This is a genomic window from Microcoleus sp. AT3-D2, from assembly GCF_036705715.1.
Taxonomy (GTDB): Bacteria; Cyanobacteriota; Cyanobacteriia; order Cyanobacteriales; family Microcoleaceae; genus Microcoleus.
Genome location: NZ_JAUBVE010000044.1, coordinates 14,547 through 30,938 on the forward strand (window position 1 = coordinate 14,547; position 16,392 = coordinate 30,938).

A 16,392-nucleotide genomic window follows, 5' to 3' on the forward strand; every position below is an offset into this window, starting at 1 on the left:
CCCTATGCCGAAATTCGCAATTTTTTCCAGATTTGATGTACGATCGCTACCAGTTTTGCAGAGGTCGAATTCCCAATGTCCCAAAACTTGATAGCAAGCTGGAATAAAGCCCGCGATGTTCCGAGTTTGCTCTTCGGCTGGAGTTTGTGCGGTTTATTGGCAATAGGCTCGATCGCCCCTACTCCTGTTGCAGCACAGCTACCTATCTCCGAACAAGGTAACATTAACAGCCCGATCGCTCAAACAGGTGCGATCGTCCGCCCCGCAATCAAATTGGGCAGCCGCGGCGAGGAAGTGATCGAACTCCAAGCTGCTCTTCAATTGTTGGGCTTTTATACTGGCACTGTAGACGGGATTTTCTCACAAAGCACCGCTAGAGCTGTGTCTCAGTTCCAGGAAACTGCTGGCCTGGCTCCCGACGCAATAGTCGGTCAAGATACTTGGAATCGGCTGTTTCCTGCGACTCCGAGCGCGATCGAAAACCCCATCGCTAACAATCCTGTAAATGGCGACAACTCAGAGATTAACCCCCAAGCGCAGCCAACCAATTTTCCAGTTTTGAGAAGACGAATGCGGGGGCCTGCTGTCAGAGATTTGCAAGAGCGGCTGCGGGCCAAGGGATTTTTGCGGGTGAGTGCTGACGGCGTTTTCGGCCCGGAAACTCAAGCTGCTGTCAAAGCGGCTCAGCGACAATACCAATTGCCCGCAGACGGCATTGTCGGCCGCGCAACTTGGGAAGCTCTGCTGCGTTGACAGCAAGCGAAAAGTGCCGGGTGTGCACGTTGCGCGGTCGAGCGATCGTACAAATTGTTAATAATCGCTTTTGGAAGTATTTCATCACATCAAAAAGTGTCAAGTTTGGTAAACAAAGTGTTTTCATGCGCGCAGTTGGTGTTAACTTAAAAACATGAGGGACAAAACCAAGAAGCACAAAAAACTTGGATAAAAAATTTGGAATTAGAGTATTTGTCCCGATCGGCTCTAGTCCGCAGGCAACGCCTGAACCGTGTAGCTGATTAGCAAAGAAAGGTTGACATTGCGCTCGATATTTGTTAGATAGCTTGAGGCTATTGCATGAATCAAAAGTTGCGATCGCACAGTCAAACACAGAAGTCTGAATAGACTCCGCTGATAGCTAGCTCGTCCGCAGAGTAGTTGCAAAAAAGTCCACCTTAGTTGTAGTTTGCTGAAACTCAGCAGAGCTAAAAACCCACTTGAATCAACTTAATTTACAAACTTTTTAGGGTCTGGCATCCGATATGCTAGGCCCTAAAATTTTGATTTTTTTTTGAAGTAGCAAGCAGTCTTTGGCTAAGATTTAACAGTCAACAGTCAACAGTCAACAGTCAACAGTTAACTAATGACTAATGACCATTTCATTTAATGTCCTCAATTCGAGCATTCAAACCGTTAGCGCTGAGCATTTGTAGCAATTCCTCAGCTTTTTCGAGTTCCCGAAAAGCACCGGCTTGCATCACAGGTCGCCCACTGGAAAAAGAGCGAAAAGCACCGGGAACGAGGGATTGCATTTTTTGTCGATCGCGCCAACTGTCGGTATCCACCACAACTCGATACCGGAAACCCAAAGCTCTGGCTCGATCGAATGACGGCGAATTATCCGCCGCATCGGGCAAAGAATTCCCCCCTAAAGGTGCAGGTACATAACCGCCCCTTCCTATCGGAATGTTGCGGGCAGGAACCGGCAATCTACCCTCGGAAGAAACCGAACTCGAACTATCAAAATTGGGAGGAATAATTGGTTGCTGTACCGAAATTTCCGAAACCGATCGATAATTCGGATCGGGCACAGGAATTGCGATTGTCCCTGGGACTACCGATAAAGCAGCGGCATTCCTGGGAGAAAGCTCTTGCTGCAACTGAGCGCTTGGCTGTGTTGATCGATTTTGCACCGGTCGCCTTGAAACGGGCGCAGGCGGGGGAAGTGGCGCTCTTTCAACTCTGGGACTTAGCCGTCCGGGAGTGTAAACAGGGAGAGAAGTGTCTGGGCCACCGATGCTGGGAGGTCGATCGGCCCTTAGCTGCAAAGCACTTCCCCCCATTGGTGGAGGGGTAAAAGTTCCCGCCACATCAACCGATCCCGTCGTCCGGCTGCTCAACAATTGATTGCCGTAAGCTGGGATTACTTGACCTTTGGCTGCATTGTTCACATCGTACTGACCGTTGTTACGAATGACATTGCCCCCCGGTTCGGCTGCTGTTCCCAAATCCGGCAGAGAGCTCGCGATCGCCACAATTCCGTCCCGCCGGTTACTCTCGATATAATTGTTACGCAGCACAGGTCTAGCATTAGCTTGCACCACCACGCCATCTTTATTGCGAGTAATTTTGTTGCCGATGAGCAGAGGCGAAGCGTTCTGCGCTACATTCACCCCAAATCCCGTGTTTTCAAACACATTATCTCGAACTTCCGGCTGGGAACTGCCAAAAATCGTAATGCCGTTAGCTCCATTTTTCGAGAAAACATTCCCGCCAATCGTCGGCCTGGAAGTACCCACTACCGAAATGCCGTCGTGAGTGCTGCCAGAAAAAGTATTGTTAACAACCGTCGGAGAACTCGATTCAATCCACAAAGCGTAACCCCGATAGTTGGTATTCGTCACCGTCACCCCGCTGAGTCCGGCCCCATCTGCGCCTAAAATCGCGATATTTTGACCCGCCGAAGTCGGACTGATAAAGTAGCCTCCGCCTTTGATGACAATATTCTGACCGCGAGTGTTGGGATTTCCCTGAACTGTCACGCTGGGCCTGAGCATTAATGGAAATTTTTCGCCGGTTTGCTCGCTGTAAGTACCGGGCGCTAGCAAAATCGCTGTCTTGGGCGGGGCGACGCTTAAGGCGTAGGTAAGGGTTTTAAACGGAGCTCGATCGCTGCCGTTGCCTCCTGTGTCACTGCCGCCGATCGAGCTGACGTACAGTATGTTAATGTCGCTCTCCAGGGTCTGAGAAAGTAGTTGCACTCCCGGTATCCCGGCAGCGATAACTGACGGTTGAGGGTTGCAAAAGGCGGTCATCGCAAAGACGAGCAGAAGGCAAGAACTCAAACAAGATTTTTGCGATCGATTTTCTTTGCACCAGGTCTGTTGTGAGTAAATCAGCATAAAAAAACGCAACTTATCTGTGAGCCGAGTTTCGCCTCCGGTGTTTCGTGTCAGGTTTTCGCGATCGAAGTTTAAATACGCCCGCCTGTTTGGGTTGTTCTCCCTTAATCTTTTGTGTTGTTCTGCTAACCTCACGGCTCTCCTCCCAAGTGTGGTATGCAGTTTAACGATTCCACTCTCATCAAGTTTGATCTATTATGCTTCGTTTTTCTCAAATTCAATAAAACTTAAAAATTTGTCTAAATTAAATCGGTTGAGGTAAAAATTAGGCAGATCGCTTTGCTACGATCTTGACCAAGAATTTCTTGATGGTATCCGCCACGTGATTTATCCGTGGAATCAATCGAAAGCATCTCAAATCTAAAATCCTCAAGCCCCCGAATTTATCCGTGGGGTCGCCTCCAAAATCCAAAATCTAAAATCTAAAATCGAATGACGGCGTGGGACAATGTAGCGGTTTGACAGCTAGGATTAATTATAATTAGGGTGGTTCTGAATGACCGACAAACAAAACAGAACTTTACCGGCACAGCCAGCCCTCTGCCGGATTTTAGATGCAAATTTAGATCGATCGCGCGAAGGGTTGAGAATTATTGAAGAATGGTGCAGGTTTGGTCTCAACAACGCCGATTTGGCTGGCGAGTGCAAGCAACTGCGTCAAGAATTGGCTGCTTGGCACGTCGCAGAACTTCGCAGTGCTAGGGATACGTCGGCCGATCCGGGTACGGAGTTGACTCACCCGCAGGAAGAGCAGCGTTCGAGCATTCAGCAGCTACTGGAGGCGAATTTCTGTCGGGTGGAAGAAGCTTTGCGGGTACTCGAAGAGTATGGCAAAATTTACGATCGGAATATGGGCGCGGCTTTTAAGCAGATGCGCTATCGGGTTTATACTCTCGAAAGCAATTTGCTGGCTTATCGGCGCTACCAGCAGTTACTTCGATCGCAGTTATATCTCGTAACTTCGCCGAGAGACAACTTGATGGGAGTTGTGGAAGCTGCTTTGCAAGGCGGACTGACTTTGGTGCAGTATCGCGACAAAAGTTCAGATGACGGCGCAAAGTTGGCTAACGCGCGCCAGCTTTGCGAACTTTGTCACCGCTACGATGCTTTGCTGATTGTGAACGATCGCGTGGATTTTGCGATCGCAGCGGGTGCTGACGGCGTACACTTAGGACAGCAAGATTTGCCTGTGGCGGAAGCGCGCAAGTTGCTCGGCCCGGGACGGATCATCGGTTGTTCGACTACGAATGGCGAGGAAATGCAGCGAGCTATTGATGCGGGAGCAGATTATATTGGAGTTGGGCCGGTTTACCACACTCCTACTAAACCTGATAAACACGCGGCAGGTTTGGACTATGTGCGGTATGCTGCTGATAAGTCGCCGATTCCGTGGTTTGCGATCGGCGGAATTGATATCAACAACCTCGATGAAGTATTGAATGCTGGAGCTCAAAGGGTTGCCACAGTACGCGCGATTATGGAAGCAGAACAGCCTACTTTAGTCACGCAGTTTTTCATCTCGCAGTTGATTCGGATGCAGAATCTGAAAGCTCAGAAAGCTTTGCACGGAAAAAGCTAGGTTGATTGGGATTTGTAGGGCGGGTTTAGCACAGGAAATCTGTGCATAAAATATAATTTTGTTACCAAACCCGCCCCAAAAACAGATAAGATATTTTACTGATGATAAATCAAATTGCGCTGCAAGTTAACGGAGAAACCCGCAATTGTGCGATCAACACACCGTTACCAGAATTACTAGAACAATTGGGATTAAACCCGCGTTTGGTGGCTGTGGAGTACAACGGGGAAATTCTGCACAAACAATTTTGGGAAACTACACAGATGCAAGAGGGCGACATCTTGGAAATTGTGACAATTGTCGGAGGAGGCTAGCCACAAATTGGTGACAAATTCAACCTTAAATTGTCACCAATTGACAGAACCTAGGAATGTCGCTTGCAGTCAAGTATAGATCCCCCTAAATCCCCCTTAATAAGGGGGACTTTGAGAAGAATCTTGTCTCCCTAAATCCCGTTTATTAAGAGGGGCTTTGAGAAAAATCTTGTCCTCCTAAATCCCGTTAAATAAAGAGGGACTTTGAGAAAAATCTTGTCCCCCCCTTATTAAGGGGGGCTAGGGGGGATCGAGACTTTGAGACAAACAAAAGAGACTTAAGGAACGCCCCAAAATATCGCAATTAAACTGCGACAGCTTCAGCCACGGGCTCAGCCACAGGTGCTGCTACAACAGGATAAATGCTGACTTTCTTGCGAGTTTTGCCTTTTCTTTCAAAAGTCACCACACCGTCAATCATGGCAAACAGAGTATCATCTCTGCCGATACCAACATTATTACCGGGGTGAACTTTAGTGCCGCGTTGACGGATCAAAATGTTGCCAGCTTTGACAACTTGACCACCGTATTTTTTGACACCGAGACGCTGGGAATTAGAGTCGCGTCCGTTACGTGTACTGCCTGTACCTTTCTTGTGGGCCATAATATCCTCAACTGTATTTACTATGTTTTATTCTGAATCAGTTTCGGCGGTTTGGGGGGTTTCAACAACTGCTGCTGTTAAGTCTCTGGCGGCTAAGACTGTACCGTTGACGCTAATCGAGTCAATCATAAAGCGAGTTGTTTCTTGACGGTGCCCTTTTTTCTTCCGAGTTTTCTTTTTCGGCTTCATCTTGTAGACGAGGACTTTGCGGCCCCGGAAATGCCGGAGAACCGTTCCTTCTACAGTGGCATTTTCTAGTAGAGGCTGGCCGATATGAACCTCGCCTTCGTGCTGGATCAGAAATACTTTGTCTATGGTGACTTTGGATTCAGCTTCAACGTGAAGCAGTTCGATGTCGTAGAAGCGGCCTGGTTCTACCCGAAATTGTTTGCCGCCGGTTTCAATGATTGCGTAAGTCATGGGATGGTGGTTGAAATTGCCGTACAGGTAGCTGATGAGTCTTTGGTCATTGGTCGTTGTGGACTTTTGACTGCTGACTGCTCTCCAGCTTTTGGAATGTCTTAACCTGATCCGAGCCGGATTTAGACAGACAATCTACAATTATTGCGGATTGTTGTAGTTTTGTCAAGTTTGATCGCGCCGGAAAATTCTAGTGAGGGATAAAAATACAAGATGCTGTAACTTTTTTATCCCATTTCTCCAAAAGGTCGATCGAACGGGATTCAAGCCGTCACAGAACATTTGCGCGATCGTAACAATTCCAAAGCTTGCTGTTTCACCCTCCCCTCCATCACCTCTTTTTGCAAATTAATAAAAGCCTCAAAATCTTCTAAACCATACTTGGTCATCTGCAACTGCTGTCGCAACTGTTCTTCGGCCTCAACCGTTAAGTAACCTGTTGCCAAAGCTTTGCGGACAATTTTACTGATTAAAGTCATAGTAGCTTCACCCTGAATACACCTACGTTAAAACACTGGAGTTTTGTCACCCGACTAACTCAGCTTTTAGTTTGTTTCATAATTATCCTTAAAATAGGTTAAATCTACCTTAAGGTCTATGTAAATAAAGTTATTTTTGATACATCCCTGAAACTTGAGCGATTTTAAATGTACAGTGCAATTAAATTGATCTATTTAGTTTTTGTCAGCTCGCATTATTCTTCAAATACATTAAATCTACCTTAAGGCATAATTTAAACATAGCGATTTGTGACATTGAAAATTGTATGGATTTTGAATGTAGAGTGCGCTTAAATCCGTATATTTAGTTTCACTCTAACAACAGCCGCCATTCTCTGACAGCAAAAGGAGGAACCAGCACTTGTGTCTCATTTTGATTTTTCACGGGCAAACTCAACAGCAAAGGTCGATTACTTTCCAATTCTGTAATTATTGATTTGAAATCGTATTCTCCGACATTAATTGGCAAATCGGACTCGTTCCAAATATCATTAGCCTTGCCAATTTCGCGCTTGCCCGCCGCAACTTTCAGCGGAACCGGGTGCTGCAATTCTGTTCCAGGAAATCCTACTAATCTCAGATTTAAAGACTTTACTACTCCCGACTTGACTCGTTTGTATAAAACAACTTGCCATGCTTTGTGATCTTTATCACGCAGGCTTTGTACGGATCGGAACATTACTGTCTCGGCAGTTTCTGGATATTTGTGAATCGACGCGAAAGCGGGCGGGCTGCTAGCTAATATCAGATACAAGCACAAGCTAATAATAGTTAAAGTTCTAGGCAAACAATAATGTTTTTTCACCTTGCAATACCTCTGCTAATTTACATTTTTTTTACCCGAACATAGAAAAATTATAGGTTTTGTCTTGAGATTATTAAGGAATGAACAATAGAAGATAAAAAGCAGGCAGGCTTTGTTTGTATAAATATTATTCATGGATGACCAAGTTAAACGCTAAACCTGCTCTGACAATATCCATAATCCGCTTTATTTCCAATCATGTTCAGCTTGGGATAGCACGTAAGCTGAAACATCGATAATTTGTTGTTCCGACAAACGATCTTTGTAAGCGGGCATAATACCTTTGCCGTTGGTTACTAAGTTGGAAATGTTGGCGATGGAATCCATACCGTATTTTTTTAAGGCTTTTTGTTTCAAGTTTTTGCCGCGCCTGATAATGTTGCCGCCGTTGATGTGACAGCCTGCACAGTTGGTGCTGAAGACTTCGGCTGCGGTTGTGGGATTTGTAGCTGTATCTGCGAGGGCGATTTGGGAATTAGTGGCGATTTCTACAAATGCCAGTGTCAGTATCAATAGAAAGGCGGTGAGAATTTTTTTAAAGTTCTTGAGCGAAATCATTTATTTGCAATTTGAAAAATAGTGCTGGATTTAATGATATCACTAAATACGCATTTTCGGGTTAACTCAGCGATTTATTCTTCCCAATCGAATGTGCGGGAAACTGCTTTTTTCCAAAAGCGATATTTTTGTTCGCGAAGTGCGATCGGCATTTTCGGTTCCCAAGTACAATCCACCGCCCAATTGTCCCGCAATTCGGCTAGCTGACTCCAAAAACCCACCGCCAAACCGGCCGCATAAGCCGCACCGAGAGCAGTAGTTTCTGCTACCACAGGCCGCACCACAGGCACTCCCAAAACATCGCTTTGAAACTGCATCAGCGTGTGATTTCCCACCATTCCTCCGTCTACTTTTAAAGACAAAAGCTGCACAGCAGAATCCTGATTCATCGCGTCCAATATTTCCCGCGTTTGCCACGCTGTAGCTTCCAATGCTGCGCGGGCAATGTGTGCCTTAGTCACGTAGCGAGTTAAACCTGCAATTACTCCCCGCGCGCTGTCTTTCCAATAGGGCGCGTAGAGTCCAGAAAAGGCGGGGACAACGTAAACTCCGCCGCTATCTTCGACTGTATTTGCTAATGTTTCTACTTCTGCAGATGTGTTGATGATGCCCAAATTGTCTCGCAGCCACTGCACTAAAGCTCCGGCGATCGCAATACTGCCTTCCAAAGCATACACAGCGGGCGATTCCCCCATCTTGTAGGCGACTGTTGTTAGTAATCCGTTTTTTGAAGGGACGATCGTCTCACCGGTATTCAGCAGCATAAAACAGCCCGTACCGTAAGTATTTTTTGCCTCCCCCGGACTGAAACAAGTTTGCCCTACGAGGGCGGCTTGCTGATCGCCCAAAGCAGCAGCAATCGGAACACCTGCAAGTAATCCTTTTGCAATCCCAAAAACTTGACTCGAAGGGCGAATTTCTGGCAGCATCTGGCGGGGAATTGCCATTATTTCCAAAGTTTCGGCATCCCAATCAAGGGTTTGCAAATCCATCAGCATCGTGCGGCTGGCGTTGGTAACATCGGTAATGTGCGCGCCGCCAGTCAGGTGCCAAATCAGAAAAGTATCGACATTGCCAAAAATCGCATCCCCTTGATTTGCAGCTTCCCGCAATCCTGCAATATTGTCCAACATCCACTTAATTTTCGGCCCGCTGAAATAAGTAGCCAGCGGCAAACCGCATCGTTTTTGAAATCGATTTTTGCCCTCAACTTCAGCTAATTGCTCGCAAATAAAGCGAGTGCGGGTATCTTGCCAAACAATCGCATTTCCGTAAGGCTTGCCAGTTTTTCTGTCCCAAACAATTGCAGTTTCGCGCTGGTTAGTAATACCAAGTGCAGCAATATCTTTGGGGTCGATATTGCCGATTTCGAGGGCATTTTTAATCACGCTTTGGGTGCGCTGCCAAATTTCATCGGGATTGTGCTCAACCCATCCTGGTTGGGGATAGATTTGCTGGTGTTCTTGTTGGTTGCTGCAAATTATCTGTCCCAGGCGATCGAATATGATAAATCTGGTGCTGGTGGTTCCTTGGTCGATCGCTGCTACGTATTTTTTTGCCAATTGTCTAAAACCTTTTTAGTAATGAGCTATTTAACGTATATGATACTATGTAAAACACAACCTAATCTCAAAAACTTTAGCTTAGGGAACTCCACAAGTTGAAACTGGCAGATTTGCTGAGGCTCGATCGCACAATTAAGGTTATTGGCTTTGACGACGCTCCGTTTTCTCGTAGAAGCGGCAGTCTGGTGTCGATCGCGGGCATAGTCTGCGGGGGAACTCGATTTGAAGGAATGGTGTGGGGACAAGTCCTCCCAGACGGATTAGATGCCACGGATGCTATTTCTGGGCTACTCCTCGGAGGCAAATTTCTGCCGCAATTGCACCTGGTTTTGCTAGACGGAATTGCTTTCGGCGGCTTCAATATTATTGACCTTCCCGAGTTAGCATCGCGGCTGCAAATTCCTTGCGTTGCTGTCATGCGCCGTCAACCAGATTTAGCTGCTGTTGAAAAAGCCCTCCGCCATTTACCCGACTCGGAATACCGTTTAGAATTGTTGCGCCGCGCTGGTAAAATTCACGCTTTTGAACCTTTCTTTTTTCAAGTTTGCGGCGAACAACCAGAAGTAATAGCGAGGGTGCTCCAGCGTTTGACAAACACTGGTAAAGTTCCTGAAGCTTTGCGTTTGGCTCATTTGATTGGTGCGGCGGTAATTAATGGAGTTAGCGGCAGTTCTGCTTGAATTATTGTTAAGAACGGGCAAGATGCCCGTTCCACAAAGCGTGAACTTTCTTGTGGGCAGGACTTAAGCAACTATCACAAATGCTTCTATAGCCTCTCCAAAAGTTCCAACAAAGGGCAAAGGTTGTCAGCTTTTAAAATCAAAACTTCTCTCAGTTTATTGCCATATTTTTTACACAATAAACATTGGTATCTAGGGGCATTTCAGTTGTTCCATTAAATAATTTGATAACAGCCCATGTTTGATTTGATATATTGTTCGACCTGTCCGAGCGGCTAAACTTTTAAGCCTTACCCATACAAGTAAAGTGCAAGCAATATAATTTTTTTGAATCCGAGCTTTCCGACACGCGACTTGACTATATTCCTGTTAATTGCTTGATTTATCGGTTACATTCTACAAACTTCCAACGAATGGCACACACTTTTTGTACGTCATTGTTTCTGACTTAGTTAAGTCCTTAGTCGCGACATATTCCGTCTTGTTGGTGGAAACAATTACTCGGAATGATTTCACTTTCTTGAATTTCAATACTCCGGACAGTTTTTGGAACGAGACTACAAGCTTACGCGGGGCAAGGATTATAAATAAAGTCGAATTAAATGCCGCGTCAGGGGGGGAGCTGACATTAATTTAATTATCCACAATGGTTCAAATTCAAGCGAGAATAAGCCATTGGGCTATATAAAAACTGTCCGGAGTATTGACTTAAGATAACTATCAAATATCCGTCAACTATCAAATATTACACTAGCATAAGACTCTCGCCTGAAAGCTACATTAAAAGTATCAAGACGTTTTAGTAACCGAAAAGTAGCTGGCTTGTTAGAGTATACTACCCCAAAGCTAGCAAAAAATCGGCTTAAATACTGGTGTCATATCAAATCTGTTAGCCTCGGAATCATTCAGCTCTCTATTCTCGATATCTGCGTGAATCAGTGTCAATTCCTTGTTAGCTGCGGCCCGATAAATTCTCTTTTTTTTACTGCCGATATACGCAGATAAACACAGATTAACGCAGGTGAATTATCTCAATTCCGGCTGTGCCGTGATTGTTGAAGGTTGACTGGATTTTACGCCAGACGATGCTACCGGATTTGAGTTCAAAATGAAACTAGAAGGGGCTTAAAAAGGATTGAATGAAAAAGAATTACAGCTTGTTGACTTAAAGCAATAGGTAAAGTTAAATGAAATTTTCATAAAATTGAAAAAAGTCAAAAGTAAGAAAGCTTTCAGTAAAAACAAGTTTTTTTACTTTTGGCTTTTGACTTTTGACTTTTAGCACATCGAGTATTCAACTCAAAACTCAAAACTCAAAACTCAAAACTCTTAAGGCGCTGCTGCCGCCCTGCGGTTGGCAACAATCAGATTAGCCTGATACTCTGCCGCTTTTTGCTGAGCCTTTTGATAGTTCGGGCTGGTTGACGGTACGGCTCTCATGAGCTTAACCGCTTGCTGCCACTCGCTTGCTACTGCGATCCACTCATCTTGAGACTGAGCCTTCTGGGCCGAAATTGCTGCCTTCTGAGCTGTGTTAACGGCTTCTCTCCAAGAGTCAGGCTTAGGCGCAGCGGCTTTTGGTGCAGGAGAGGCTGGAGCTGGGCTTGCTGGCGCAGCAGCAGTGGGAGCGGCTTTAGACGCGGGAGATGCGGGTTTCGGGGAAGGGGAAGCAGCTTCGGGGGCGATGGGTTCTGGGTTCGAGTCGCCGAAGGGGAATGTTTTAGTAAAGAAAAGCCCTGCGATCGCCGCCAGAGGTACTAAGATACCCACAGGTATTACCCATTTGGGAAATTGTTTTTTCGGAGGCGGGGCTTGATCTTCGTCTTCGTCTTCGTCTTCCTCGTCGTCATCTCGATCGAATTCTCCTTCTTGATAATAGTCTTCCTCTTCTGGCTCGACATCATCTAAACCTACAGAGTCGTCAGGCATTCCACTATCCAAGGGGTAAGGCATTGAATCTGCAGGCATTAGATCAATTTCATCTTCCCACGTAGGCGATCCCTCACCTGTTCGACGCCCGTAAACCTTTACAGTGTGAATTGATTCAAGTCCCAGCTTCGTCATGCCGGTGCGAATGAAATCGACCAATACCATTTGATCCGGTACTTTGTCTGCCTCCAGAATTATGTGGAGGCAGCCGTTGTCGCGCGTCACATCGGCGTTGATGCCTTTGGGTTTGAGTGTACGGTTGATGCTAGATGCGATCGCTTTTGGATCGCCTTGCTTGAGCAGTTCCCGCGGGTTCTGTTGTGTCATGGGTAGCGCTCTTTTTTTGGGGGGGGTGGAGAGCCGGCAAATAATATTAACCGATCGGCATTCGGCGGACAATATTTATTTACCACATTAACTTCTACTTTGGCATTCTGAGAATATTTCTAGTATCTATTGACCTTTTGGCCGGCGATCCGGCATCAAGCACATAGCCGCTATCGAAATTTGTTGTAAAAATTTACAGTAAGGGGCCGCTCCTGTGGCCTGTCGCGCATCAGCGAAACAAGCTAGAAAGTTCTATAACTTTGGTTTGCAGGGTTGAGATTTCTTCTCGCCCCCGCTTTAAAGAAGCTTCTAAGTCTAGCAGCAAAGGCAAACTTTTTTGCAGTTTTTCTAAGCTGGCATTCTTGACTTCTTGACGAAAATAGTATACTCGTTTCGGATTGCCCAGATCTAGAGCTTGAGCAATTTTATCATCGCGATCGCCCGCTTGGATCATTGCCTTTACCCATAGCCAAATCCGAAACTTACCAGTCAAGCCAGCCACAATTCTCAAACCAGGCTCGCTGCGGCCAGTTAAGCCGGCCAATAAATCCAAAGCGGCGGAGGTATTGCCCTCGCGAATCGCATCGGCTAGCTGGAAGGTATTCTGGGCGTGACAGTGCACCAGTGCGGCAACTTCTTCCGGGTTCAGAGGTTGGCTGCGGTTGCCGGCAAACAGTCGCAATTTTTCGAGTTCGCTGTATAGCCCGCGGGTATCGCTGCCGATGGATTCGGCCAAAAGTTCGATCGCCGTGGCGGTCAATTTTACGTTCATTTCGCCTGCGACTTGACGCACCCGCTGGGCTAATTCTTTGTCATTCCAAGGCGGAATCGGTGAAAATTCTCGAAATTCGGCGGACTCTTTCAGTAACTTGGTAGATTTGAGCCGGCTGTCGGGTTTTTTGACGGATGTCAGCAGCAACACGGTGGTGTCGGGAATCACCGGCAGCGTCCGTTCAAATTGTGCTAACAGTTCAGGAGAGCACTGCTGCGTTACAGTCGTATTTGCCAGCCAGACAAAACGGCTGCCGGTACCGAAGGGCGGCGTTAAGGCTCGATCGAGCCCTTCGACCACAGCGTCGGCTCGATCGGCAATAATTTTGTCATAGTTAAAACTCGCCCAGTTGGGGTCGAGGACTGTTTGACGCAAACTTGTTACAGCTTGCGCCATCGCAAAGTCGTCTTCCCCCCAAAACAGGTAAATTTGCATGAAAAACGCTCACTAGCCAAAAAAATCACATTTGCACGCGAGGCTTGTCCAACATATCCTGAATTGGGCTGTTGGAAGCCCGCGCCATAATATAAAATTTGGTGTGGGAGTTTGTCACCGCGAGGAAATCAAGATTGGATGATACTTATCAAGCTTACGTAAATCGGGTGGCGCGAATGACGCTGCTGGACTCTTACAAGTCCCAGGTGGAACACATTCAGGAATCTCCAAAATTTAAGCCCGACGAAGCAGGCAGGAGATATCCTGTACCTTTTCCAGGTTATTCGGTGATTACGCCTCCTGCCGGGGAAGATGCAGAAAATGCTGCATTTTATAGTAATTTGCACTCGAGCCAACAACGGCTATTGCAGGAAATAGGGGAGGGTGCGCTCGTGGCACTGCCTCCTGATAGCTTCCATTTAACCGTAGCCGATTTGATTTGGAGCAGCGCTTTTCGAGATGCCTCTGATAAAAATCCCGAATTTGAGGAGCAACTGCGCTCGCGCATGGCAGATCGTTTTGCCGCCTGCAAACCCTTGGCGGGCGGCCCTCCCATTCGCTGGATAGTGCTGGGGTTGATGGTGATGACTAGAGCTGTGGGTGTTTGTTTGGCACCGACGGACGAAAACTCTTACAAGCAAATTCTAGAGTTTCGCCGATCGATCTATCAAAATCCCGATTTAATGGCTTTGGGAATTGAACAGCAATATCATTTTACGGCACACATTACTCTGGCTTATTTTGGGGACACCGGGCCGAACCTTGACCGCGATCGCTTGTGCGCTTTGCTGTCCGAGTTAAACGAGCAATGGCTGGACACGCCACAAGAACTGTCCGTAAACCGAGTGGAACTACGGAAGTTTGAGGACATGGCTACCTACCTCCGGCAACCAGACTGGCCTGTTTTTGAGTTTTAACGAACGAAGAAGGAAGAGGGAAGAAGGAAGAGGGAAGAAGGAAGGAGGAAGAAGGAAGATTTTTTTCCATCTTCCACTCTCCCCATCTCCCCATCTCCCACTCTCTCGCCCCCTCTTCCTCTCTCCCCTTTGACAAGAGTCAGGATATTGCCTATTAAATGCTTTAATTATTTTTGTTTGACAGTAAAGTCAAGGAAAAAATTTATGAAAAACCAGGAAAAATCAGTAATTCTGGTTTTTTACTTTTTGCTTAAAAAGTGACAGTACACGTTGTTGGTATAGGTTTAGATGGATCTGCTGGGCTGAGCGAATCGGCGCGGCAGGTTGTAGAAATGGCCGCTCTGCTAATAGGGAGCGAGCGCCATTTGAGCTATTTTCCCCAGCACGACGGAGAGCGCTGGGCGTTGGAAGATTTGACCGAAGCAATTCTGGAAATTCGGCGCTGGTGGGCGACTGAACCCGAATTAGAACCCTCAGCAGGGACGGTGGAACCCCGCGATCAACCGATCGTAATTTTAGTGGCCGGCGACCCGCTGTTCTACGGCTGGGGAAAGTTGTTAATTGCCCAATTGCCGGCAGACAAATTGACTTTTCACCCCCATGTCAGTTCTGTGCAGTTGGCTTTTAATCGCTTGAGAATCCCTTGGCAAGATGCTCATTGTGTAGGCTCTCAAGGACGCTATTTTCAGGAGCTGACGGCGAAGCTGAAGCTCGGTGTGGAGAAGATTGCGGTGCTGGCGGACGAAGCTCACACTCCGGCTGTACTGGCAAGTTTGGTGAAAGCTCTAGATTTGCCTACACGCTACGAGTTTTGGGTTTGCGAAAATTTGGGGGCGGCCCAGGAACGGGTAAGCCGCAAGTCTCTGGAAGCTTTGCTGAGAGAGTCTTTTGCACCGCTGAGCGTGGTTGTGATGCTGCGGGAGTCCCCGGCGGGGACGGAACCTTTGGATTTGGAAAAGTTGCCTTTGTTGGGAATACCGGATGCAGCTTTTATCGGTTGTGGCGACAAGCCTGGTTTGACGGTTGAACGGGAAGTGCGGGTGTTGGTGCTGGCACAATTGGCTTTGCAACCGGGACAAGTTGTCTGGGATGTGGGTGCTGGTAATGGTTCTGTGTCGATCGAAATTGCTCGTTTATTCCCGCAGTCTGAGGTGTATGCGATCGAACAAACGGTTTCTGGTACTTCTGCGATCGAGTTCAACTACGGCCGTTTTGGGCTGCAAAATGTGTTCTCGATTTACGGAACCGCCCCGGAAATCTTGCACCGCTTGCGTCCTCCGCACCGGATTTTTATTGGCGGTAGTGGCGGAGGGTTGACTAAAATTTTGGGCGTTTGCGCCCTTCGCCTGCTTCCTGGAGGCTTGATCGTCCTGGCAATGGAAGCTTTTGAGGATATTGCTACTGTTTTGAGCTGGATTGGCGATCGGGTGCGCCGGGAACCGCACTGGAGTTACCGAATCATGCAAGTGCAGTTATCGCGTTCTGTGGCTGGGGGAAATTCAACTCGTTTTGACGCGCTGAATCCGGTTTCGATTGTGACGATCGATCGACACTTGAATTAATCTTTGAATTTTAACCGCAGATTAACGCAGATTAGCGCAGATTAACGCTAGTAGGATTTACGCCTCAAGTCTATTTGTAGTATGCTCCTAGCGCACCTTACCGCTACGAATTGGTTATACCAAATCCGCAATTTAAGCGTGCATATAACCTACTGTCTGAAGGCAATTCTTAACTCTAACGTAAAAATGATAAAACTTAAAAATCATTTAGAGAAGAGTTATCGGGAAATCTCTACTCATTAAGTAGTAACCTCCCACTGATGTTTTTACGCAAAGCCAAACCAAGATATAGACACAGTTTATTCA

At 46.8% G+C, this 16,392-nt stretch carries 15 protein-coding genes; 6 read left to right on the forward strand and 9 right to left on the reverse strand.

Features of this window, described 5'->3' with window-relative positions; all coding sequences use genetic code 11:
- Nucleotides 1–75: 75 nt before the first annotated feature.
- The gene (locus tag QUB44_RS18345; protein WP_333369743.1) at nt 76–753 is read left to right on the forward strand and encodes a peptidoglycan-binding protein; all 678 of its coding nucleotides are present in this window, start codon (nt 76–78) and stop codon (nt 751–753) included.
- Between the two features lie 623 nt (nt 754–1,376).
- Here the strand turns inward: QUB44_RS18345 and QUB44_RS18350 are convergent.
- On the reverse strand, nt 1,377–3,254 hold the full coding sequence (locus QUB44_RS18350; protein WP_333369744.1) for a DUF1565 domain-containing protein: 1,878 nt from the start codon (nt 3,252–3,254) through the stop codon (nt 1,377–1,379).
- Between the two features lie 361 nt (nt 3,255–3,615).
- Between QUB44_RS18350 and QUB44_RS18355 the strand changes: the two genes are divergently transcribed.
- On the forward strand, nt 3,616–4,698 hold the full coding sequence (locus QUB44_RS18355) for a thiamine phosphate synthase (RefSeq protein ID WP_333369745.1): 1,083 nt from the start codon (nt 3,616–3,618) through the stop codon (nt 4,696–4,698).
- Nucleotides 4,699–4,799: 101 nt separating this feature from the next.
- The gene (gene thiS, locus QUB44_RS18360; protein WP_333369746.1) at nt 4,800–5,012 is read left to right on the forward strand and encodes a sulfur carrier protein ThiS; all 213 of its coding nucleotides are present in this window, start codon (nt 4,800–4,802) and stop codon (nt 5,010–5,012) included.
- 304 nt (nt 5,013–5,316) lie between these two features.
- Here the strand turns inward: thiS and rpmA are convergent, their stop codons facing one another.
- From rpmA to glpK, 6 genes are all read right to left on the reverse strand, one after another.
- Entirely contained in the window at nt 5,317–5,616 is a 300-nt protein-coding gene (gene rpmA, locus QUB44_RS18365; protein ID WP_190738131.1) for a 50S ribosomal protein L27, read from the reverse strand.
- A 27-nt stretch (nt 5,617–5,643) separates the two neighbouring features.
- The gene (gene rplU / locus QUB44_RS18370; RefSeq protein ID WP_172190164.1) at nt 5,644–6,036 is read right to left on the reverse strand and encodes a 50S ribosomal protein L21; all 393 of its coding nucleotides are present in this window, start codon (nt 6,034–6,036) and stop codon (nt 5,644–5,646) included.
- Nucleotides 6,037–6,299: 263 nt separating this feature from the next.
- On the reverse strand, nt 6,300–6,515 hold the full coding sequence (locus tag QUB44_RS18375; RefSeq protein WP_242716252.1) for a hypothetical protein: 216 nt from the start codon (nt 6,513–6,515) through the stop codon (nt 6,300–6,302).
- Between the two features lie 331 nt (nt 6,516–6,846).
- Nucleotides 6,847–7,341, reverse strand: coding sequence for a DUF3122 domain-containing protein (locus QUB44_RS18380; protein WP_333369747.1), 495 nt, complete (start codon nt 7,339–7,341; stop codon nt 6,847–6,849).
- Between the two features lie 186 nt (nt 7,342–7,527).
- Complete coding sequence (locus tag QUB44_RS18385; RefSeq protein ID WP_333369748.1) at nt 7,528–7,899, reverse strand: c-type cytochrome; 372 nt, start codon at nt 7,897–7,899, stop codon at nt 7,528–7,530.
- Nucleotides 7,900–7,973: 74 nt separating this feature from the next.
- Nucleotides 7,974–9,461 carry a glycerol kinase GlpK gene (glpK, locus tag QUB44_RS18390; protein ID WP_333369749.1) on the reverse strand — a complete coding sequence of 496 codons (1,488 nt, stop codon included), beginning with the start codon at nt 9,459–9,461 and terminating at the stop codon, nt 7,974–7,976.
- A gap of 98 nt (nt 9,462–9,559) precedes the next feature.
- Here glpK and QUB44_RS18395 point away from each other — a divergent pair, with 98 nt between their 5' ends.
- Nucleotides 9,560–10,144 (forward strand): endonuclease dU, encoded by a 585-nt coding sequence (locus QUB44_RS18395; protein ID WP_333369750.1) that lies wholly within the window; start codon nt 9,560–9,562, stop codon nt 10,142–10,144.
- A gap of 1,329 nt (nt 10,145–11,473) precedes the next feature.
- Here the strand turns inward: QUB44_RS18395 and QUB44_RS18405 are convergent.
- Nucleotides 11,474–12,400 (reverse strand): hypothetical protein, encoded by a 927-nt coding sequence (locus tag QUB44_RS18405; protein WP_333369751.1) that lies wholly within the window; start codon nt 12,398–12,400, stop codon nt 11,474–11,476.
- Nucleotides 12,401–12,629: 229 nt separating this feature from the next.
- On the reverse strand, nt 12,630–13,607 hold the full coding sequence (holA, locus tag QUB44_RS18410) for a DNA polymerase III subunit delta (RefSeq protein ID WP_333369752.1): 978 nt from the start codon (nt 13,605–13,607) through the stop codon (nt 12,630–12,632).
- Nucleotides 13,608–13,783: 176 nt separating this feature from the next.
- Between holA and QUB44_RS18415 the strand changes: the two genes are divergently transcribed.
- On the forward strand, nt 13,784–14,524 hold the full coding sequence (locus tag QUB44_RS18415; RefSeq protein WP_333369774.1) for a DUF1868 domain-containing protein: 741 nt from the start codon (nt 13,784–13,786) through the stop codon (nt 14,522–14,524).
- Nucleotides 14,525–14,781: 257 nt separating this feature from the next.
- Complete coding sequence (gene cbiE, locus QUB44_RS18420; RefSeq protein ID WP_333369753.1) at nt 14,782–16,086, forward strand: precorrin-6y C5,15-methyltransferase (decarboxylating) subunit CbiE; 1,305 nt, start codon at nt 14,782–14,784, stop codon at nt 16,084–16,086.
- The last annotated feature ends 306 nt before the right edge of the window (nt 16,087–16,392 follow it).